Below are 21,726 nucleotides of genomic sequence, written 5' to 3'. Positions count from 1 at the left end.
AAGACATGTCCTCCATAAAAAAACCATTTTCCAAACGCGGAAAATGGTTTTTGATTTATTTTTGCTGTTGTTTTTTGAGTTTGACAGAGAAAGCAAACATTTTAAACGCGATATTGATATTATAGGCCGCAAACACCATCAGCAAAATGCTGTAAAATGACCACATGTCACCTGGGTTTTGGATGGCCATATAGGTGAAAGCCACACCTACGGCAAAATAAATGATGCCCCATACAACAGGGTTTCTCATGAGAAAAAGCCTCCAATAATCATTTGCATTGTTTGAGATTGTTCTTCAATCATTTTTCTTACTGGCTCAATCTGCACAAGAATAACGAGCGAGTTCATGAGCATATGAGCACCGATTGGAACAATGATTCGTTTTGTTTTCGCATATAAAAAGGCAAAGGTAAAGCCCATTGCGGTATAGAGAAAGAAGTGGGGGAAATCAGAGTGTGCAGCAGCGAAAAATACTGAACTCACAAGTGCTCCAATAAAAAAATTCGTTCTTTCATAAATCACACTAAAAATGATTTTTCGGAAAATAATTTCTTCAAGTATCGGTCCAATTAGTGAAATAATGATAACAAGAAAAGGAAAAGCATCCATAATAGATAAAATATTTTGCGTGTTTTCTGACTCACGGCCAATGCCGAATGCATATTGTTCAATCACGCCTGCAATCGATTGCGTGAAAAGGGAAAGGAAGAAACCGCCAATGATCCAAGCGATAGCAGAACCGATGGAAACCGATGCTTCATTCCGAAGTGAAGCTTTTGGTACGGTTCTAAGGATGAGCAGAATAATGATCAATCCGATACAGAAGCTGATGATTGTCCACGTTCCAGATAATTTTGCAAGCTCTGCTTGTGTCATCGGTGTTTGAATGAATCCTAACCATTTCATAATGAGCACATAAGGAATCGCAGAAACCTGCACCAATATATACGTTAAGATGATGTACCAATATTGTTTTTTCAAGTAACGAAAACCCCTTTACTAAAAGAACTAGATTTATTGTAACACAAGTCTTCTTTTTCGTTGAAAAGGAAAGAATCTGTGATGGGAAAAGATCGTGAAAGCGTAAAAATTTTTAAAGGTTTTTACTTGAAATTGCAGAAGAGATTCTTTATTATAATAAATGTGTTAGCACTCGTTGGTGATGAGTGCTAAAAAAGACTACATATAAAAATTGAGGAGGTTGTTTCTTATGTTAAAGCCATTAGGCGATCGCGTAATCATTGAACTCGTTGAATCTGAGGAAAAAACCGCTAGCGGTATTGTCTTACCGGATTCTGCAAAAGAAAAACCACAAGAAGGTAAAATTGTTGCAGCAGGTTCAGGTCGTGTACTTGAAAGTGGTGAGCGCGTTGCGTTAGAAGTCAATACAGGCGACCGCATTATCTTCTCAAAATATGCAGGCACTGAAGTGAAATATGAGGGAAAAGAATATTTAATCCTTCGTGAAAGCGACATTTTAGCTGTTATTGGTTAATCACATAAAAAATATTGAGATACATTTCTAAAAAGACTGAGGAGGTTTTGTTATTATGGCAAAAGATATTAAGTTCAGTGAAGAAGCACGCCGTGCGATGTTACGTGGTGTAGATGCACTTGCAGATGCTGTAAAAGTAACTTTAGGACCTAAAGGACGTAACGTGGTTCTTGAGAAAAAATTCGGTTCTCCACTTATCACAAATGACGGTGTAACAATTGCAAAAGAAATCGAATTAGAAGATGCATTTGAAAACATGGGTGCAAAACTTGTGGCAGAAGTTGCAAGTAAAACAAACGATGTAGCTGGTGACGGTACTACTACTGCAACGGTTCTAGCTCAAGCAATGATCCGTGAAGGTCTGAAAAACGTAACAGCTGGTGCAAACCCTGTTGGCGTTCGTAAAGGGATCGAAGAAGCAGTGAAAGTAGCACTTGAAGGCTTGCACGAGATTTCTAAACCAATCGAAGGCAAAGAATCAATTGCTCAAGTTGCGTCAATTTCTGCAGCAGATGAAGAAGTAGGAAGCCTGATCGCTGAAGCAATGGAGCGTGTAGGTAACGACGGTGTTATTACAATTGAAGAATCTAAAGGATTCACGACTGAGCTTGAAGTGGTTGAAGGGATGCAATTTGACCGCGGATACGCTTCACCATACATGGTGACGGATTCTGATAAGATGGAAGCGGTTCTTGAAAATCCTTACATCTTAATCACTGATAAAAAAATCACAAACATTCAAGAAATCCTTCCTGTACTTGAGCAAGTTGTACAACAAGGAAAACCATTGTTGATCATTGCAGAAGATGTAGAAGGCGAAGCACTTGCAACACTTGTTGTAAACAAACTTCGTGGAACATTCAACGCAGTGGCAGTAAAAGCACCTGGATTCGGTGATCGTCGTAAAGCAATGCTTGAAGACATCTCTGTTCTAACTGGCGGAGAGTTAATCACAGAAGACCTAGGACTTGACCTGAAATCAACTGAAATCGGTCAGCTTGGCCGCGCGTCTAAAGTCGTTGTGACAAAAGAAAACACAACTATCGTAGAAGGTTCAGGAGATTCTGCTCAAATTGCAGCACGTGTCAACCAAATCCGTGCGCAAGTTGAAGAAACAACTTCTGAATTCGATAAAGAAAAATTACAAGAACGTCTTGCAAAACTAGCTGGTGGCGTCGCTGTCATCAAAGTTGGTGCTGCAACTGAAACAGAACTAAAAGAGCGTAAGCTACGCATCGAGGATGCACTTAACTCAACTCGTGCAGCAGTTGAAGAAGGTATCGTATCTGGTGGTGGTACAGCACTTGTGAATGTATACAAAAAAGTCGCTTCAATCGAAGCTGATGGTGACGTTCAAACAGGTGTGAACATCGTTCTACGTTCTCTTGAAGAGCCAATCCGTCAAATCGCTCACAACGCAGGTCTTGAAGGATCCGTCATCGTTGAGCGCTTGAAAAACGAAGAAATTGGCGTAGGCTTCAACGCAGCAACAAACGAATGGGTAAACATGATCGAAAAAGGAATCGTCGACCCAACAAAAGTAACTCGCTCTGCACTTCAAAACGCAGCTTCTGTTGCAGCAATGCTTCTAACAACTGAAGCAGTCGTTGCTGACAAACCAGAAGAAGGCGGCTCAGGCGGCGGAATGCCGGATATGGGCGGCATGGGCGGTATGGGTGGAATGATGTAACACCCCCCGAAAACCCCTTGAAATATAGGGGTTTTTGTTATGGGTTTTTTTAATTGGTCACTTACGACCAATTTGAATTCTAATAAATGATGGAAAAAATATAAGAACAAATGAAATCCAAACCTTCACCGCTTTTCATTCGTTAAAATAAGAGACAGTTATTTCATGGAGTTTTTACCAATAATAATAGAAATGATATATGTAAACAGAAAAGCGGTGATGTTATGAGCTTGACTACTTGGGTGGCGATTATTTTAGTGCTAGTCATCGTGTTAGGATTGTTTGGATCAAAAAAGCGTGAGAAATAAGGTTGAAACCCACTTCCAGATAGGTAGTGGGTTTTTTGTTGCAAGTACAACATTAATCAGCTATACTAATTTTAATAATTTATTGCAAATGCAACAAAAAGGAGTCGTGATAAATGAGAGAGATTTTACGGGAGATTGGAGTCATTGCTCGGGCGCTTGATTCCATTAGTAATATTGAATTTAAAGAGTACGATTTAACGAAGGGGCAGTATTTGTATCTTGTGCGTATTTGTGAGAAGCCGGGCATCATTCAGGAAAAGCTAGCGGAAATGATCAAGGTGGATCGAACAACGGCTGCCCGTGCTATCAAAAAACTAGAGCTTCATGGTTTTATTGAGAAGAAAGATGACCATGTGAATAAAAAAATCAAAAAGCTGTTTCCAACCGATAAAGGGAAAGCCGTATATCCACTGATCAAACGAGAAAATGATTACTCGAATCAAGTAGCGCTGGATGGATTTTCTGAAGAGGAAGCAGAACAGATTTATGAGTATCTCCTCAGGGTGAGACAAAATATCGAAAAAGATTGGGATTATGTGAAAAAAGGTAATAAGAGACGCTACTAAATGATAAGGAGTGATAACTTCAATGACCGTTACTTTTATTCCGTGTAATGATCAGCATGTAAAAGAGCTGCAAAAAGTCGGCAGCGACACGTTTAAAGAAACCTTTCAGGATCCAAACGAAGCTGAACATATCGATGCTTACGTAAAGACAGCCTTTCATCCGAACCAGTTGTTAAAAGAATTACATCATCCATTTTCACAGTTCTATTTTGTTCAAGTGAATGGCGAAGTTGCTGGTTATTTGAAGGTCAATATGGAGGATGCGCAGTCAGAAGAGATGGGAAGTGAAGCGTTAGAGATTGAAAGAATTTATATCAAGCAGTCCTTTCAAAAACAAGGATTAGGCCGATATTTAATCAATCAAGCCTTTGAGATCGCGAAGAAATATCATAAACGTGATGTTTGGCTTGGGGTGTGGGAGCACAACAAAGCGGCCATCGCATTTTATCAAAAGCTTGGGTTTGTTCAAACAGGGGTGCACGCCTTCCTTTTGGGAGACGAAGAACAATTGAACTTTATTATGACCAAAACACTTAGCTGATCAAAAAGGGGGGAAGGGAACATGCATATTCCATCATTTTTTCAAGTGAAAGATATGGAGAAAATCAAATCATTTATTCAAGCCCATTCATTTGCAACAGTTGTGACCACAACGGATGAAAAGCCCATTGCGACACATATCCCAGTGAGTTTTCATCAAATTGAGGATTCGTATGTGATCACAGGTCATATGGCTATTGGAAATCCTCAGTTGAAAACGTTTGAAGAAAATGAGAAGGTGCTCGTGATTTTTCAAGGGCTGCATGCTTACATATCATCTTCATGGTATGAAAAAGAAGCCGTACCGACGTGGAATTATCAAGCTGTACATGTATATGGAAAAGCCGTGCTGCTAGAAAAAACGGAACTGATGAAAGAATTAACAACAATGCTGGAAACATACGAAAGCCACAGAGAAAAGCCGGTGTTATGGCATACGTTGTCTGATGAACTATTAGAGAAGCAAATGAAAGGCATTGTAGGCTTTAAAATCATCATTGATGAAGTTCAGGCTGCTTTTAAACTAAGCCAAAATCGCCATGAAAGGGATTATGCTCACATTATTGAACAGCTGGAAGCAGAAGGTGAAGTGGAATTAGCTGATGTGATGAAAAAGAGATTAGAGGATGTATGAGAAAAGCACTCTAATTTAGTTCTTCTTTTTCTTTTATGAAATGCTGAAAGAGAACGGTTACTCATAAACAAAACCACTTTCTTCAAGGAAAGTGGTTTTTAGTGGTGATAAGCGGGTGGCAAATAAAAAAAGCCCTTATCATTCAAGGGCATAAATAAAACGTTTATTTTATTTTTACTGTGAATGTCACGTCTTTACTATTCATGTAATCGTCAGTTGTGACATTTCCAAATTTTAGCTTTAATTCTTTGATGTTTTTAATGTTGATCTCTTTGCCTTTAGGAGCTAGGAATTGAATGACACCATCTTGTTTAACGCCACCTTCAACTTCTCCACCAATATCACCATCAGTCATAAACAGATTCGCATCTAACTGCATGCTTCCAGCTACAGCTTTACCTTGGTCTGGATAGAAATTTAGGACTTTATCAGTCGTATTTTCGATGTTCATTCCTACATTGATTCTATCTTTCATAATTTTAATTTCGCCAAGATTTACTTTCATTCCTTGAGCATTTGTTTTGTGTTTGCTCGCATTAATTTTCTTTGAACCATCATCTTTTTTGTTTTTTGATTGTGCTTTTGTACTTGTAGATTCTTTTTCTTTAGATGCACCAGTAGACACATCTTCTGTTGAGCCGCAAGCAGCAAGTGTAAATGTTAGCCCTAAAGCTAGAAATAAAGCATAGAATTTTTTCAAAATGAAAATCCCCTTAAATTAATTTATATAAGCACCTTTCATGTGAAGGGCTTATACATTGTCTGTGACTATTATAATAGGATAAATGTACTTATTAATCAACATAAAATGATAAAAATAGAAAATAATTGTTTATTGGAGTTTTTCTTTCATAAACCAGTTAGCTTAAAATTACATAAAATCCACGTCTGATCTCTTAAAACCAACTTGAATTTCCTTATAATAGAATTACTATAAGAGATTGGGAGTGATTGAGATGGATGGTTCATCAATCAAGACGGTAAATAGAGAAGATCAACATGAATTCTTGTTTCTGAATATATCTTCAAATACAATTGGTGCTCTTTCGAAAGAATCTGCTGAGAAGATTTTAAAGATAAAGGACACCAATGAAATTCATCAACTGATGTATGTACCTATTGAAAATCTTGGTGACCTCAAGTGGCTTATTCAATCTTTGCATAAAGCCATCATGGAAGAAAAAGATGTTCGTGTCGTTCTTGAATTGGTTGACCTACTTTATTTTTTTGTTGTTCCATTTTATAAAGAAAAGTTGATGAGCCATGAGGGTCTGTCACAGCTGATGAACGATATGTTATTTATCCTAGATCTTTGGACAGATCAAGAGATAATAGAGCTAGTTGATGCCATTCAATTTGAATTAAAAAGAGTAGAGAAAAAAGGCTTGTAGAGCGATCTCTACAAGCTTCCCTCGTTATTCTGATTGACCACAGGGTCTTTTCTAAACAAGCCCATACAGCCTGCGATAATGATTAATACAGCTGGAAGGATAAAGAACATAGAAATAGAAATGATTCCACCAACAGCAGATACTAACAATAAAATCCCGCCAAGCTTTGCTTTTTTCTTTACGATGACAGATGCGACAATGGCAAGAATAGAGAAAAGCATTGCTGCCCAGCCTAATCCTGTAATTTCGCTGGTGCCTGAATCGCTAAACGCCGCATCGATTCCCCCGAAAGCAAGAGCGAACATTGCGCCGAAAAATCCAAAAATACCTCCAATTAAACCTAAAACAAATTCCGTCGTTCTTTTCATTATACTTTCCTCCGATATGTAATTAAGAATTATTGGTACTTATGAACCAATACAATCTTACTCATCGGCATTCTTTTCATGATGTTAATAGTTTTGTAAAAAAAAACAAGAAAATCCATAAAGAATTTCCTTGTCCATTTACTGGGCTCTTTCCCAGGTGATTTTTGTTTCATTTGTTGTTTTCGTTCCCCTTGCCAGCACCTTACCGTTTTCTTGTTTCACGGTGATGTTTAGGTCATAGAAGGAATAAAGGGCGCCAAGGCTGTCATTTTCCGGTTTATGCAGGTTGTTTTCTTTTTCAGTCGCTGCCCCAATGGCCAGCGTCTTGGCAAAGTTTAAACCGATGACTTCAGCGTAATCACTATTTGTATCAGAGGAAGCTGTCACGTTTAAAGAAATAACTTTTTTCTTTTGATCAACGATGATCGCTGTGTCTTTTACGAGCTTAGACTGCTCCATCACCTCTTTTGTTTCATTTTGAATGCGTTCATTGATCGTTGGAAGTGCCTTCGTTTCTGTTTTTTGTTCGTTTGTCGTATTTGAGCAAGCTGCTAGCATGAAGAGACTTGCAACTAGACTCATGAAAACAAGTAGACTTTTTTTCACGTTCGTTCTCCTTTTTTCTTCGAAGTATGTATGCTTATGTTACCACGAATCCTTGTTTTGATTAAAAGAGAAGTGTTGATAAGCTGTGAACAATAAAAAGCACCCAAAACTGGGCGCTTTTTTCTTATTGTGCTGAAAGGCTTGTACTAAGTGGAATAGAAGAATGTACCGTGAATTTAGGAGACGGCGCACCTGATTCTAGATTTTTACGCAACAGCGATGATTTGATGGTCCCATCCCATTTTTTATAGACGCTTCCTGATATATCTGCACGAAGCTGTACATTTGAGAAGCTTGCTTGTGTGTAGCTGTTTGCCCCATTATCCTGAACACCGTGTACCATTTTGACAACATCAAAGTTTTTCAGACGGCTAGGGTTGAAAACAGGCTGCTTGTAGCGCAATTTCCCATTGACATATAGTGACACCGTGCCATCACCATTGTTGATGAGCTTTAAGTTGACACGTGCGCCATCCTTAATGCTCGTATCGTATTCACTGTTCCAGTATTGACTGCCGCCTTGTGAGCCGCTGCCAAGAAAGACCTTATAGCCAGAAGACGTTTTTGAAATACCGCTCTCTACAACGGCAGAGCCAAGACCGAGATACCAGTCAGCATATCCATTTTTAATCGTTGCTGTTTTCGGAAGCACAATATCAGCAGAGATACCTGACCATTTGGCTTCATCCGTTTGTGTCACAATCGCACCGTGACGGGGACCAGCTGCTGAGGCAGGTAGACTTGAAAGCATCAAAACGAAGGCCAAACTCACACTCAAAACAATGAACCACTTTTTCATAAAAATTCCTCCTTATATTGGATTCACTTTTATTATATAAAATGAAAGAGAGGGGCTACTTACATTGTTCTGGCTGATTTTGGTATTTTTTGTGAACAAAATCGGTCATAAAAAAGTGGTCAACTTGTATTCGAATTGTAATGTGACTGTAAAATAACTGGGGGCATCTTCATGTATAATAAGTGCAGAAACCAAATACGGAGGATTTTTTAATGAATAAAAAGCTTATCGCGACAATCGTAACAGTAGCTAGTTTATTTTTAGCGTTTAGTTTCTCACATGGAGCAAGTGCAAAAAAAGTAAGCGGCAATATTACTTGGTATAATGGTGTCGGTAAAAAAGGCGCAGATGGAAAAAAACTCGGTCATTGGGATGCAGCAACTAAAATGGGATTTGACGTACCGAAAAAAGGTACAAAACTAAGAGTGACAACAAAAGCGAAACCACATAAAGTGATTACAGTATATAAATATGATGTTGGTAGAATGCCAAACGCTGTATTAGACGTAAGTCCGAAAGCATTCAAAGCACTTGGGTATAAAACAAGTAAAGGTGTCGTAAAAGGGCATTACACTTATTAATACATAGGCATGCAAAGAAGCGGGAAAAGTTCATTTTCTGGCTTCTTTTCTTGTAGAGAGGGTCTAAAAGACAATGAAAAAATCAACATGGTGGATCATCACGGTCATTGGAGTCGCAGTGATTGCGGCAGTCGTTTTCTTCATGATGAAGCCGGCTCAAGAGGCGAAACATGTGGGAAAAGTCAAAACGAATCAAGATGCAAAAGACGAATTGCTTGTTTCATTTACAGATCAGCAGTTAAACAATACATATTACCTGCACGATCGGGCGCTTCATACGGAAAAGCTGACAGCGTATCCTTCGATTGCTTATGATTCTACGAAACAGCTTTTATATTACACGTATACGGATGAAGACACGCAAAAAGTGAGTATTCGGGAATTGAATGTGAAAAATGATCAAGAAAAAACGCTGTTTACTAGTGACGATTCAATCGACAGTATGAGGCTGTCTGGTAACGGAAATCAGTTATATCTAAGGTATAACAAGGATTCTGGGGAACAATTTTTTGTCGCTTCTTTTGATTTGAAAAAACACAAAGTGAAGATGTTGTATCCAGAGAAAAGCAAGGATGATACGGTGAGTTCTTTTGCCTATGATCCGACTTCAAACCTTTTGGCCGTCCAGCATTATTCATTAAAAGAGGATTATCAGAAGACCGATGAAGCGAATGAAAAAGGGACGGATCCTGAACCAACGACCATGAAGATCACCCTTCAAACAGGTCAGAAGGGGAATCGTATTGCACGTATCTCACAAACGATCAATGATATTTCATTTTCACCAGATCACAAGACATTGATTTATACAGAAGTGAAGGTTCGAAACGAAAAAGAAGTATCTTCTATTAAGATGCTTGATGTAGAAACGGGGAAAACGACGACACTCGTTAAAAACAACCAGAATGTTCATATTTTAAGTGCTGCACAGCCGCAATTTTCTACGGATGGGACATCTGTTTATTTCTTAGGTGTTGCAAAGAACGCAAAGGAATTAAAGGATGACACCGGAAGAAAGGCGAAGGTAAGGACCATTTTTGAATATGATATCAAGAAGAAAACAGTAGAAGCCGCTTGGGAGAAGGATGGCGGAATCATTAACAATTTCACTGTCAATCGATAAACGATGCGTTCAGTTATTTTATATAACTGGACGTTTTTTTATTTTGTCATTTGATATACCGGGGAAATAGGTGAGTTCATGAAATGAAAGTCGTTTTTTAGAAAGAAAAAAGAGGAGCATTTTCGTATTTTGCTGGTGTGACAGAGGAGAAGAAAGAGAGTAAAATGAATGGAAATAAAAAAACGAGAGGACAGATGGCTTCTCGTTTGATCTTATTTATTTGGTGTTTTCGTCTAGTAAGTTTTGAAAAATAAATAGGGCATTAATGGAATGAGGAAATCCAGCAACCTTTGTACAGTGCTTAATAATCTCCATGACCTCTATGACAGAGAGACCGATATGTAATGCTTGTTTAAAATGAGCCTTTAGCTCTTCATCACAATCGCCTTTTGTGATGAGGGCAGATAATGTGCTAATTGCCTTCTGTTTATCATCTAATATGAAGTGGTTGAATTCTTTTTGTTCACCGAGTTCAATTGTTAGTTGTTCAATGTTTGTCCGAATGCTCTCATTTTCATGAATTGAAAGCTTCTCCATGTTACCTGCCACTGTTTCTTGTTTGATCTGGCAAGTCTCTTTTTCTTCATTCAAATTGAACTCCTCCGTTTTTTATCGCAATTTTCCATTTGTTTGTTTAATGTTCCTTATGTGCCTTTTGATAGATGTAATGGGTATATAGTAGTACTATCGGCTTGCTGCGTCAACTTTTTAAGTGTTGCATGTACAAATAAATGCCAATTCACGCGATACATTGTTCTATTTTCTAATGAATCAATGAAAAGGAAATAAAGGGCTAATGTAACAATGTCCGTTAGCCCTTCGCGATCATCTACTTAATGCATATTTCTACGCATGTGAAGGAAGAATGGTTTCATTTTTACCGAATGATATCCATCGGCCGCATCATGTCATAATCTTCGTGCTCTAAAATATGACAATGCCACACATACCGTCCGCTGTATGGGACAAAGCGTGCGATGATTCGAATGACTTCACCGGCATGCGCCTGAATGGTGTCCTTGTAGCCTTGTTCATGTAAAGGAGGTGCTTCATTTGGTCCTGTATACACGATTTCTCCAGTCGACTGATAGATTTCTGTATCAAATGGTCTTCTGTCTATCACCCTGAATTGAACAAGGTGTAAATGAATGGGGTGTGTACCCCTTGTTGGGTTGACGATGGACCAAATCTCTACACTGCCAAGTCGAGGATTTTCCGTGACGGGATCATTCCAAAATTGATTATCTAGTAATAAAATAGGACGGCCATATTTATCCTGCGTGCCGCTAAGTGTGAGCGTACGCTCTTTATCAGCTCGACTTGGCCGAAGCGGTGGCAGCGGTTTGAAGATTGGACGTAATGATTTAGGTGCTCTCCCTTTTAGCGGACGTGTGACTTTAAACTGCATAATGTTCGCATCTGTTTCTGGATTCACTTCTTGGCCGCAGCCTGCTTTATTTTTTAGAATAATTGTTTTGTTTTCATAAGCTGAAAAGTCGATAATGACATCGAAACGTTCAGCAGGTGCAATGCTAAAGGACTTGTGATGAACAGGTCTTGGCAAAAAGCCGCCATCAGATCCAATTTGCAAGATCGTGGCATCGTTGTCTAGATGCAGCTCGTAAGTTCTTGTATTGGACGCATTTAACATGCGAAAACGGTATTTTCGCGGCTCTACTTCTAAATAAGGCCATACTTTTCCATTAACCAGTATCGTTTCCCCGCAAAAAAAGGGGACGATGGAAGGGTCTGGAATGTCACTGTCTTCCGGCGTGTTGTTTGGTCTGCTTGGATAAAATAGTGCGCCATCCTCCTGAAACGTACGGTCCATGATCATTAAAGGAATATCATACTCATTTTTCGGTAATTCTAACGACTTTTCAAACGCATCTGAGATCAAGTAAAACCCAGCTAAGCCGGCGTATACATTTAATCGCGTCAATGCCATTGCATGATCGTGATACCACAATGTGCAGGCTTGCTGATGATTCGGGTATTCGTAAATCTCCCGTTCAAAGAAGGGACCTGTCGCTTCAAAGTCTCGTGAAAACCAAGCTTCTGGATAACCGTCACTGCTTGCTGGTGTGACCCCGCCATGTAAATGAACGACGGTTTTGACTTCTGGTTCGTCATGATGGCCTTCGTGAATGGTGTGATCGACCGGCAGAAAATGCTTAAGCGGCAATTTATTCATCCATTTTACTTTAACCTTTTCATTTCGATTTGCTTTAATGGTTGGACCAGGCAAACTGCCATTATAGGTCCATAGCTTAGTTGGGGGCAGGTCTCTATGAACTTTTAAGAACACTTCCTCCATAGCGATTTCATAATATGTTTGTCTTGGGTTCTTTTTGACGGGCTCCGCTACTTCTGGAATGGGCAGCTCGTCGACAAATTTTTCTAGGTTCATGTTCACTAATCCTCACTTCAAATTCAATTTGATACATTATAAGTGCGGACATCAAAATAGGTGAATAAAATAAAAAAAACCGCTTTTCAGCGGGAGAATTAAGGGTGTTTATTTTCAAGCGCCGCATTTGCAGGCACTTTTTTATTCGGTTTAAAGATAAAATAAGCGGCTAGCACACCAAAGGTAATGATACTTGTCAAAATGAGCTGTGGTCTCATCGATTCGATAAACAGCATAGAAGCCAAAATTGCGCAAATAACCAAAATGGTAAAGTACGTGAGGTATGGGAACAGCCACATTTTGATTTTGAGTTGTTCTGGATTTTCTTTTTCGATTTTACGACGCATTCTTAATTGCGAAACGGCAATGACCAAGTAGACAAGAAGTGCAATGGCACCAGATGCATTGACTAAGAACAAAAAGATGGTTTCAGGATAAAAGTAGTTCATCATGACGGCAATATAAGAAAAGAAGGTCCCTGCGACTGTAGCCGCTATAGGAACACCACGCTTGCTGATTTTCATAAAGCGTTTCGGCGCTTCGCCTCTTTCCGCTAATGAATAAAGCATTCTGGACGTTGTGTACAAGCCGGAGTTTAAACAAGAAAGAACGGCTGTTAAGACAATGACGTTCATGACCTGAGCGGCTGATGGGACGCCGATGTATTCTAACACAGCAACGAATGGGCTTGTTAAAATACTCGCTGAATCCCATGGAAGCAAGGTGACAACGACAGCGATCGATCCGACATAGAAGATAATAATACGCCATACAACAGAGCGAGTAGCCGTTGTAACAGATTTGACAGGGTCAGCTGATTCGCCGGCCGCAATTGCCACAATTTCAGTTCCCATGAAGGAAAAGATGACGACGACGATCCCGAGTAAAACAGAGCTGAATCCGTTGGGAAGAAAACCGCCGTTCCCCGTTAAATTCGCAAGACCTACAGTATGATGACCGCCAAAACCAAAGATGAATGCAAAACCAATGAGTAGAAAGAGAATAATGCTGACGACTTTAATTAATGAAAACCAATATTCAAATTCGCCAAAAGATTTAACAGAAAAGATATTTGTCAATGTTAAGAGGATTGTGAGGATTAGACTTGTGAGCCAAACAGGTGCATCTCCATACCAGTATTGAATAATGGCAGCACCGGCAATCGCCTCGATGGCGATGACGATCACCCAGAAGAACCAGTAAAGCCAGCCGATTGTAAAGCCAGCCCATGGGCCGATGGCGTCGCTTGCATATTGTGAGAAAGAACCGCTTGTCGGATAGGCACACGCCATTTCTCCAAGCATTCTCATAATAAAGATGACCAGAAGTCCGGCAAATGAATAGGAAAGAATGGATCCAGGCCCTGCAGAATGAATGACAGCGCCGCTACCAACAAATAGCCCTGCCCCAATGACCCCGGCAATGGAGATCATTGAAATATGTCTTGTCTTAAGGTTTTTTTGAAGACCGTTTGTCATGTTGGACATTTCTTTACCTCCAAACACTTCTCTTTCGTAGAGAATTTGTTTTTAGAATATTTTAAATTTTATCACACTGAATTGTCATTCAGCATTGGACAGGTTATCAAACTGACATTTCAAACCTCTTAACATGATGTTAAAAAGTATAAAGGATTTGAGAGATTATGTTCCCTCTTTTTCCTCAGTTCATTCTTAAAAATAGCAGAAGAAAGTGGGGAAAAAAGTTGCGTCTTAAAATAAAAATATTCTGATAATTTTAAAGGGAAGTAATGTTGCTCATATGCAAATTTCGGAACGGAAAAGAAAAATGTTGATGGGAGTAGGTTTTGAGGTCGATTGACCTTATAAAAATAAGTTTACTTAGGTCAACACATTTCTATGTATCCTATTTTGCTGACGCAAGCGAATCATGTTGCTGTAGACCCACATGGGCTTTGCTTTGTAAGATAAATAATAGAAAAGTTATGTGTGAGGAGGCTCTGTTCGACATGGAGCGCTATAACGAATTAAGACAAGGTGAAACAGGAGCTTGGGTCAGCATCATTGCCTATGTGATCTTATCTGCAGTTAAACTCATCATTGGATATGTGTTTCATTCAGAAGCTCTCTCGGCAGATGGATTGAATAATACGACCGATATTATTGCATCTCTTGCCGTGCTTGTTGGGCTGCGTATTTCTCAGAAGCCGCCTGATGAAGATCATCCATACGGGCATTTTAGAGCTGAAAATATTGCGTCACTTGTGGCTTCCTTTATTATGATGCTTGTTGGGCTTCAGGTGCTGCTGAGTGCAGGCCAGTCGCTTTTCTCATCTAAGCATCAAACGCCTGATATGATCGCGGCTTGGACGGCAGCGGGAAGTGCTGTTGTGATGTACGGTGTGTATATATACAACCGCAATCTGTCCAAACGAATCAATAGCCAGGCACTTCATGCGGCAGCTGCTGATAATAAATCAGATGCGTATGTGAGCATCGGGACATTTATAGGGATCATCGCCTCCCAATTTCAGCTGGCATGGATTGATACGCTTGCTGCGTTTGTCATTGGCTTAATTATTTGTAAAACGGCTTGGGAAATTTTCAGAGATGCCTCTCATTCGTTAACTGACGGTTTTCATATAAAAGATATGTCAAAATATAAAGAGACCATTGAAGAGACACCAGGAGTGGGCGATTTGAAAGATATTAAGGCCCGTTATCTTGGAAGCACGGTCCATGTGGACGTAGTAGTTGAGGTAGAGCCGCATTTGAACATTGCAGAAAGTCATGAGATTGCAGATGAAATCGAACGTAGAATGAAAAAAGAACATGATATTTTACATTCTCATGTTCATATGGAGCCAGCAAGTGCGCCTAAAGAAGAGAAGAAGTCTTTTCCATCGTGAGAAGGCTTCTTTTCTTTTTCTGACGTGCTGATGTTTTATGCAAACGCGCGTTGTATGGTAAAGTTAGACTATATGAAAATTGACGGAAACGTGATAGGAGGATCAGGATGGCATTTGATGAACCAATGCATTCAGATTTACAAAAAATCGTAGATAACATCAATAAAGTCATGGTTGGGAAAAAAGACATTGCGATATTAAGCCTTGTTGCGATTTTGGCGAAGGGACATGTGTTATTAGAGGATGTGCCTGGCGTTGGGAAGACGATGATGGTTCGTGCTTTGGCAAAATCAATTGGCTGTGAGTTTAAGCGAATCCAATTCACTCCTGACCTTTTGCCTTCAGATGTGACAGGTGTGTCGATTTATAATAAAAAGACAAATGAATTTGAATTTAGGCAAGGACCGATTATGGGGCAGATTATTTTGGCGGATGAGATCAACCGGACCTCTCCTAAAACACAATCAGCACTGCTTGAAGCGATGGAGGAGGGCAGTGTCACGGTGGACGGAGACACAATGCCGCTTGCGGATCCTTTCTTTGTCATGGCCACGCAAAACCCGGTGGAATATGAAGGAACCTATCCACTGCCAGAAGCGCAAATGGACCGGTTTTTATTCAAGCTGCAGATGGGGTATCCGACCATGCTGGAGGAGCTAGAAGTGCTCAACTTGCAGGAGAAGCAATCTCCGATCGATACGCTCCAGGCTGTGATGGCGAAGGAGCATATCCATGCTTTGCAGCAAGCCGTTCAGAAAGTGCATGTCGATGCATCTATTAAAGAATATATTGTGGAACTCGCCCAAGCGACACGTCATCACCCATCTGTTTATTTAGGCGTTAGTCCAAGGGGATCGATTGCACTTATGAAAGCGGCTCAGGCGTATGCGCTTTTGAATCAGCGGGATTATGTGATTCCAGATGATGTACAGTATTTAGCGCCTTATACATTGCCGCATCGAATGATTTTGACGTCAGAAGCGACGTATGAAGGGAAGAAGGCGGAGACACTGCTGCGACAGCTGCTTGAGCAAATTGGCGTACCAGTTCAAAAGTCGATGACTCAATGAAGCCACAAGACCGTTTAGCTGTTTCATTATGGTTACGTGTGATGATGCTCATCATTCTTACTGCGGCAGCCTTTTGCTATGCCATGTTTCAGGGCGGCTTTGTGAGCTTGTTCCTTTTTTATGCATTTTTACCATATGCTTTGTATGCTTTGATGTTTGCGCTCGTTCCGCTTCGGGCGACGGCCAAAAGGACATTGCAGCACACCCGGTTGAAGGCAGGGGATATGCTGTCTGTTGATCTTGAAATCAAGCGGACAAACCCATTTCCATATGTTTACGTCATTATCGAGGATGATCCGCCGGACACCTTCCACTTGCAGGAACAGATTGAAATGAAGCAAATGCTGTTTCCATGGTTTCGGAAGATGTGGCGCTTTTCTTATCAATTGAATGATATTGCGCGGGGTGAGCACCATTTGACAGCGGTCCGAATCAAAACGGGTGATATGTTTGGTTTTGTTGAAAAAGAAGTGATCATTCCGTTAGAAAAAAAGCTCCTTGTTTATCCAAAGATGCTGGATCTCCCGGTTGAGTCTGCTGATTCAGTGAATGAAAACGGAGGCAAAGCGGTTCACTCGTGGTTAAATGAACCGACCAATGTCACAACAGGTGTGCGGGAATACCAGCAAGGAGACCGTTTTGCTTGGGTGGACTGGAAGACGACGGCCAGAAGAGGCCAGCTGATGACGAAGGAGTTTGAACAGAATCAGACAAAGGACCTTGTCGTGTTTGCTGATTTTACAGATGAAGTCGTTTTTGAGACGGTGGTGTCTATTGCAGCATCTGTTCTCCAAACGGCTGTGAAAAAAGGGGTGCCGGCAGGTCTTGTTCCTCTTGGAGATCAGCATGCATTTCGAGTCGATCAAGGAGAACTTCATTTACAGGACATGCTTTATTATTTAACAAGGGTGCAGTATCAGCCTTCTCGCGCACCAGAATATAAGCCGTTAGCAGCGAGTGAGTATCTGCATTCAGGGAAATATGTCATCACGGGTCAGCTGCAGGAGGAGCTTGCTGCCAGTCTTCTTGGGAATCGAAACAAAAAGAACATCACCGTTCTTTTAGTGAAGAGAGCCGTTGACCGATTGACGACAAAAGAAAAACTGCTTGTAGACCGGCTCAAGGCTTCTGGAATACGCACCACCATTTTATTTGAAGAAGAGCTGCACGAAAGAACTGTGAGGTGATAAACATTTATGCTGCATACGCATCAGCGGCAAAGCCGTTTTGAGTTGTTCATCTATTATGCTGTAGCATTTCTGCTGCTATGGGAGTGGCTTCGTCCGCTTCAAGATTTTACAGAGACGAGTCATACGTCTTATTTCATCATTTTTATAGGGCTTACCTGTTTGTTTACATTCTTTCGTCTAAAGTGGTATGTGACGTTTCCGATTTGTGCTGGATTGATCTTGCTTGCCTTATATTTGATCTTTTATCAATCAGAGCCAGGCTATCCGGCTGCTTTGTTTGCCGATATCAAAGACAATATCACGTTAATGAGCACAGGAATGTGGAGTGACATGTATCCGTCTTTCCGCACATTGTTGTTTTATATTTTGCTTTGGCTGCTTGTCTATTTGCTTCATTATTGGGTGGTCTATCAGCAGCGTATCTTTTTCTTTTTACTCATGACGATTGTGTATGTCACGATACTTGATACGTTTACGCCATATGATGCGACCTTTGCGATCGTTCGTATTATGGTGTTTGGCTTTTGTTTGCTTGGGTTGCTGTATTTCGATCGACTTCGTTCGGCTGAAGGTGTGCGGGTGTCACAGAAAGCGCGTCTACAGTGGTTTTTGCCGATGATGGTGCTTGTCCTCATATCAGCGTCGCTCGGTGCTTCTTTGCCAAAGTCTGATCCGAAATGGCCTGATCCTGTCCCGTTTTTTAAGGCGGTCACGAATCAAGATGGCACTACCGGGCAGAATAAGGTGGGATATAGTACAGACGATTCAACGCTTGGCGGGCCGTTTAGTGAGGACCGTACACCGGTGTTTAAATGGAGCGGAAAGGAGCCGTCTTATTTTCGTGTAGAAACAAAAAGTATTTACACGGGAAAAGGCTGGGAGGATGCTTCAAATGATACAAAGCCTACTCGGTTAAAGGACGACGATGTGCCGAACCAGTGGTTTACGGATCGCGTGAAGACAGAGGAGCATGAGACGAGAGTCGATATGGAATCGGACTATCGATTTAATCATGCCGTCTATCCGATTGGGACGATTTCATTGACACCAATGGAAAACATCCCGCTTCAAATGATGGGGAAAACGGAGAAAATTGTACCGTCTAATCAAAACCCGCCCAAGAATTTAGGGAACTATCAAATCAGCTTCTTATCACCTACATTTATCCTTGAAGATTTACAGAGGATCAAAGTGCCTTCAAAACAACAGGTAAATCAACAAGTGGGACGTGAATATTTACAGCTCCCATCCTCATTGCCAGAGCGTGTGAAAACATTGGCAAACAGTTTAACGGAAACGAAGGATAATATGTATGATAAAGCCAAAGCGATTGAGGATTATTTAGGATCTGCGAAGTTTTCATATGAAACGCAAAATGTCGCAGTCCCTGGGCGTAACGAAGATTATGTGGATCAATTTTTATTTGATACGATGATTGGCTACTGTGATAATTTTTCATCCTCTATGATTGTGATGCTTCGTTCGATCGGTATTCCGGCGAGATGGGTGAAAGGGTATACGTCTGGTCAGTTATATGAAACACAAATGGATGGAAACAATGTGTATGAAGTGACCAATAACAATGCACATTCATGGGTAGAGGTCTATTTTCCAAACAGAGGCTGGGTGACCTTTGAACCGACAAAAGGGTTCACGAACCCAGAGACATTTACGAATGAAGCCGTTTCTAGCGATCAAACGGATGATCAAAAGGAAGAAGAAGATCAGTCTAGTGCTGATGCAAGCGAAGATCAGCCGCAAGACCAGCCGCAGTCGCAGGAGACAGAGCAGCCGGCAAAACCAAAGGAACAAACAGCTCAAACAAAGCCAAGTATGGTGCATGTTGGTTCGATCTTGGGGTATGTGGCAGGTGCTGTTGCCCTTCTCGGTTTGATCAGCTGGATGCTTTATCGATTCAGGGCAAGATGGCTACCATTCTTCATTGTACGAAAGGTGAAACGCCTGCCTGACGAGGAAGCATTCTTCTATGCGTATGCCGCCTTATTAAAGCAGCTGAAGCGCAGAGGGATCGAGAAGAAGCCAGGCATGACATTGAGAGAATTCGCTTCTGTCATAGATGGAAAGAATGAAGATCAACAGATGTCAGAGCTGACACAGCTCTATGAGCGGGCACTCTATCGACGAGAGGATGCGTCGACGCTTTGGAAGCAATCCGCAAAGTTATGGGAAAATTTAATAAACAGGAGATAGTCTTGACCGCGTACCTTCCTGTTGTTAGAATAGGTGAATATTAAAACCTTCTAAAATACATGAAATTGAAGCGTTCGGATGTGAGTCTGGGCGCTTCAAAAGCGTGAATTCACACTGAGAGCAGGTTTTCTCCTCTCATTTTTTCTGTGCGTTTATAAAATTAAATTGGACATAGAGGTGACACCATGACAAATTTAGTAAATGAAATGATTTTGGTTCTCGATTTCGGCAGTCAGTACAACCAGCTGATCACACGTCGTATTCGTGAATTTGGTGTGTACAGTGAGCTTCATCCGCACACTTTAACTGCTGAAGAAATTAAAGAAATAGCGCCTAAAGGAATCATCCTTTCTGGTGGACCAAATAGTGTATACGATGAAGGATCTTTCCGCTGTGACGAAAAGATTTTTGATCTAGGCATCCCGGTTCTAGGCATTTGCTACGGCATGCAGCTCATGACTCACTATTTAGGCGGGAAAGTAGAAGCCGCAAGCCAGCGTGAATATGGGAAAGCGGATATCCACATTAACGGAACACCTGCTTTATTCAAAGACCTTCCAAATGAGCAAGTCGTTTGGATGAGCCATGGTGACCTTGTTGTCGAAGTGCCAGAAGGCTTTACAGTCGATGCAACAAGTGCACATTGTCCAAACTCAGCGATGAGCTTTGCTGAGAAGAATTTCTATGGCGTTCAATTCCACCCAGAGGTTCGTCACTCTGAGTACGGCAACGACCTATTGAAAAACTTTGTCTTTGGTGTGTGTGATTGTGAAGGCAAATGGTCAATGGAGAACTTCATTGAAATCGAAATGCAGAAAATCCGTCAAACAGTAGGCGACAAACAAGTATTGTGCGCACTAAGCGGCGGTGTTGATTCATCTGTTGTGGCGGTGTTAATCCACAAAGCGATCGGTGATCAGCTAACATGTATTTTCGTTGACCACGGTCTTCTTCGCAAAGGCGAAGCAGAAGGGGTTATGAAAACATTTAGCGAAGGTTTCAACATGAACGTCATTAAAGTAGATGCGAAAGATCGTTTCTTAAACAAGCTAAAAGGTGTGTCTGATCCTGAGCAAAAACGTAAAATCATCGGTAACGAATTCATTTATGTATTCGATGATGAATCGGACAAGCTAAAAGGAATTGACTACTTAGCACAAGGAACACTTTACACAGATATCATTGAGAGCGGAACAGCAACAGCACAAACAATCAAATCTCACCACAACGTAGGCGGTCTTCCAGAAGACATGCAGTTCGAATTGATTGAGCCGCTCAATACCCTATTCAAGGATGAAGTCCGTGCCCTAGGATCAGAGCTGGGTATTCCTGATGACATCGTCTGGAGACAGCCATTCCCAGGTCCAGGACTAGGTATCCGTGTACTAGGTGAAATTTCTGAAGAAAAATTAGAAATCGTCCGTGAATCTGACGCCATTCTACGCGAAGAAATTGCCAACTTCGGCCTTGAGCGCGACATTTGGCAATACTTCACGGTTCTCCCAGACATCCGCAGCGTAGGTGTTATGGGTGACGCAAGAACATATGACTACACAATCGGTATCCGTGCTGTGACGTCTATTGACGGTATGACGAGTGACTGGGCAAGAATCCCTTGGGATGTGCTTGAAAAGATCTCAACTCGTATCGTGAATGAAGTGAAGCATATTAACCGCGTGGTGTATGATATTACGAGTAAGCCGCCTGCTACGATTGAGTGGGAATAAAGGATTTATTTGATTAGGTGAGAAAATCCTGATTTATAGGGTTTATTTAGAGCAATAGACCCTATAATTAGGCTTAAATAAAATCAATCCCCCCCACTGTTCCCCCCAGTTTGTTATATACCTAAAGAATTCAGTTTATTAGTTTATT

Annotated in this window: 22 protein-coding genes; 13 read left to right on the top strand and 9 right to left on the bottom strand. The window is 40.9% G+C overall.

The genetic code is table 11. The annotated features are described in order from the left end of the window. Nucleotides 1-55 precede the first annotated feature (55 nt). Both BA70_RS07815 and BA70_RS07810 read right to left on the bottom strand, forming a co-directional pair. Nucleotides 56-250, bottom strand: a complete 195-nt coding sequence (locus BA70_RS07815; protein WP_034320377.1) for a YdiK family protein — start codon at nt 248-250, stop codon at nt 56-58. After that, nucleotides 247-981, bottom strand: a complete 735-nt coding sequence (locus BA70_RS07810) for a CPBP family intramembrane glutamic endopeptidase (protein ID WP_034320374.1) — start codon at nt 979-981, stop codon at nt 247-249. The genes BA70_RS07815 and BA70_RS07810 overlap by 4 nt, the downstream gene beginning before the upstream one ends. Nucleotides 982-1,210: 229 nt before the next feature. On the opposite strand from BA70_RS07810, the gene groES reads away from it, so the two are divergent. The 5 genes from groES to BA70_RS07785 all read left to right on the top strand — a co-directional run bounded on the left by groES (nt 1,211) and on the right by BA70_RS07785 (nt 5,233). Then, nucleotides 1,211-1,495 carry a co-chaperone GroES gene (gene groES, locus BA70_RS07805; protein WP_003214120.1) on the top strand — a complete coding sequence of 95 codons (285 nt, stop codon included), beginning with the start codon at nt 1,211-1,213 and terminating at the stop codon, nt 1,493-1,495. A 55-nt stretch (nt 1,496-1,550) separates the two neighbouring features. Continuing rightward, nucleotides 1,551-3,185, top strand: a complete 1,635-nt coding sequence (gene groL / locus BA70_RS07800) for a chaperonin GroEL (protein WP_034320371.1) — start codon at nt 1,551-1,553, stop codon at nt 3,183-3,185. A 421-nt stretch (nt 3,186-3,606) separates the two neighbouring features. Continuing rightward, entirely contained in the window at nt 3,607-4,059 is a 453-nt protein-coding gene (locus BA70_RS07795) for a MarR family winged helix-turn-helix transcriptional regulator (protein ID WP_034320368.1), read from the top strand. Between the two features lie 22 nt (nt 4,060-4,081). Further along, the gene (gene paiA / locus BA70_RS07790; protein ID WP_034320366.1) at nt 4,082-4,600 is read left to right on the top strand and encodes a spermidine/spermine N(1)-acetyltransferase; all 519 of its coding nucleotides are present in this window, start codon (nt 4,082-4,084) and stop codon (nt 4,598-4,600) included. Nucleotides 4,601-4,621: 21 nt separating this feature from the next. Further along, nucleotides 4,622-5,233 (top strand): FMN-binding negative transcriptional regulator, encoded by a 612-nt coding sequence (locus tag BA70_RS07785; protein ID WP_034320364.1) that lies wholly within the window; start codon nt 4,622-4,624, stop codon nt 5,231-5,233. Between the two features lie 163 nt (nt 5,234-5,396). Here BA70_RS07785 and BA70_RS07780 read toward each other — a convergent pair whose 3' ends face one another. Continuing rightward, nucleotides 5,397-5,933, bottom strand: a complete 537-nt coding sequence (locus BA70_RS07780) for an LptM family lipoprotein (RefSeq protein WP_034320361.1) — start codon at nt 5,931-5,933, stop codon at nt 5,397-5,399. A gap of 256 nt (nt 5,934-6,189) precedes the next feature. Here BA70_RS07780 and BA70_RS07775 point away from each other — a divergent pair, with 256 nt between their 5' ends. Then, nucleotides 6,190-6,624, top strand: coding sequence for a hypothetical protein (locus BA70_RS07775; RefSeq protein WP_034320358.1), 435 nt, complete (start codon nt 6,190-6,192; stop codon nt 6,622-6,624). Nucleotides 6,625-6,632: 8 nt separating this feature from the next. Here the strand turns inward: BA70_RS07775 and BA70_RS07770 are convergent, their stop codons facing one another. From BA70_RS07770 to BA70_RS07760, 3 genes are all read right to left on the bottom strand, one after another. After that, nucleotides 6,633-6,992 carry a DUF4064 domain-containing protein gene (locus BA70_RS07770; protein WP_034320355.1) on the bottom strand — a complete coding sequence of 120 codons (360 nt, stop codon included), beginning with the start codon at nt 6,990-6,992 and terminating at the stop codon, nt 6,633-6,635. 138 nt (nt 6,993-7,130) lie between these two features. Further along, nucleotides 7,131-7,598 carry a hypothetical protein gene (locus tag BA70_RS07765; RefSeq protein WP_034320352.1) on the bottom strand — a complete coding sequence of 156 codons (468 nt, stop codon included), beginning with the start codon at nt 7,596-7,598 and terminating at the stop codon, nt 7,131-7,133. Nucleotides 7,599-7,722: 124 nt separating this feature from the next. Further along, the gene (locus tag BA70_RS07760; protein WP_034320349.1) at nt 7,723-8,397 is read right to left on the bottom strand and encodes a hypothetical protein; all 675 of its coding nucleotides are present in this window, start codon (nt 8,395-8,397) and stop codon (nt 7,723-7,725) included. 212 nt (nt 8,398-8,609) lie between these two features. Here BA70_RS07760 and BA70_RS07755 point away from each other — a divergent pair, with 212 nt between their 5' ends. After that, nucleotides 8,610-8,978 carry an RlpA-like double-psi beta-barrel domain-containing protein gene (locus BA70_RS07755; RefSeq protein ID WP_003213878.1) on the top strand — a complete coding sequence of 123 codons (369 nt, stop codon included), beginning with the start codon at nt 8,610-8,612 and terminating at the stop codon, nt 8,976-8,978. A gap of 73 nt (nt 8,979-9,051) precedes the next feature. Next, entirely contained in the window at nt 9,052-10,101 is a 1,050-nt protein-coding gene (locus tag BA70_RS07750) for a hypothetical protein (RefSeq protein ID WP_034320346.1), read from the top strand. Between the two features lie 216 nt (nt 10,102-10,317). Here BA70_RS07750 and BA70_RS07745 read toward each other — a convergent pair whose 3' ends face one another. From BA70_RS07745 to gabP, 3 genes are all read right to left on the bottom strand, one after another. Next, the gene (locus tag BA70_RS07745; RefSeq protein ID WP_034320343.1) at nt 10,318-10,692 is read right to left on the bottom strand and encodes a carboxymuconolactone decarboxylase family protein; all 375 of its coding nucleotides are present in this window, start codon (nt 10,690-10,692) and stop codon (nt 10,318-10,320) included. A gap of 286 nt (nt 10,693-10,978) precedes the next feature. Further along, on the bottom strand, nt 10,979-12,511 hold the full coding sequence (locus BA70_RS07740) for a multicopper oxidase family protein (RefSeq protein ID WP_034320340.1): 1,533 nt from the start codon (nt 12,509-12,511) through the stop codon (nt 10,979-10,981). Between the two features lie 98 nt (nt 12,512-12,609). Then, nucleotides 12,610-13,998: a GABA permease gene (gene gabP / locus BA70_RS07735; RefSeq protein WP_034320338.1), complete on the bottom strand. Its 1,389-nt coding sequence runs from the start codon at nt 13,996-13,998 to the stop codon at nt 12,610-12,612. 482 nt (nt 13,999-14,480) lie between these two features. Between gabP and BA70_RS07730 the strand changes: the two genes are divergently transcribed. The 5 genes from BA70_RS07730 to guaA all read left to right on the top strand — a co-directional run bounded on the left by BA70_RS07730 (nt 14,481) and on the right by guaA (nt 21,578). After that, nucleotides 14,481-15,380, top strand: a complete 900-nt coding sequence (locus tag BA70_RS07730) for a cation diffusion facilitator family transporter (protein ID WP_034320335.1) — start codon at nt 14,481-14,483, stop codon at nt 15,378-15,380. Nucleotides 15,381-15,487: 107 nt separating this feature from the next. Then, nucleotides 15,488-16,450 carry an AAA family ATPase gene (locus BA70_RS07725; protein WP_034320334.1) on the top strand — a complete coding sequence of 321 codons (963 nt, stop codon included), beginning with the start codon at nt 15,488-15,490 and terminating at the stop codon, nt 16,448-16,450. Further along, nucleotides 16,447-17,637, top strand: coding sequence for a DUF58 domain-containing protein (locus BA70_RS07720; protein ID WP_034320331.1), 1,191 nt, complete (start codon nt 16,447-16,449; stop codon nt 17,635-17,637). The genes BA70_RS07725 and BA70_RS07720 overlap by 4 nt, the downstream gene beginning before the upstream one ends. Before the next feature lie 9 nt (nt 17,638-17,646). Next, nucleotides 17,647-19,851 carry a transglutaminase TgpA family protein gene (locus BA70_RS07715; RefSeq protein ID WP_034320329.1) on the top strand — a complete coding sequence of 735 codons (2,205 nt, stop codon included), beginning with the start codon at nt 17,647-17,649 and terminating at the stop codon, nt 19,849-19,851. A 185-nt stretch (nt 19,852-20,036) separates the two neighbouring features. After that, nucleotides 20,037-21,578, top strand: coding sequence for a glutamine-hydrolyzing GMP synthase (gene guaA / locus BA70_RS07710; RefSeq protein ID WP_034320326.1), 1,542 nt, complete (start codon nt 20,037-20,039; stop codon nt 21,576-21,578). Nucleotides 21,579-21,726 lie beyond the last annotated feature (148 nt).

Source organism: Bacillus zhangzhouensis (genome assembly GCF_000715205.1).
In the GTDB taxonomy this organism is placed as follows: Bacteria; Bacillota; Bacilli; order Bacillales; family Bacillaceae; genus Bacillus; species Bacillus zhangzhouensis.
The sequence above is the reverse complement of the archived record's forward strand: the minus strand, read 5'-3'. Positions and strand labels throughout refer to the sequence as shown.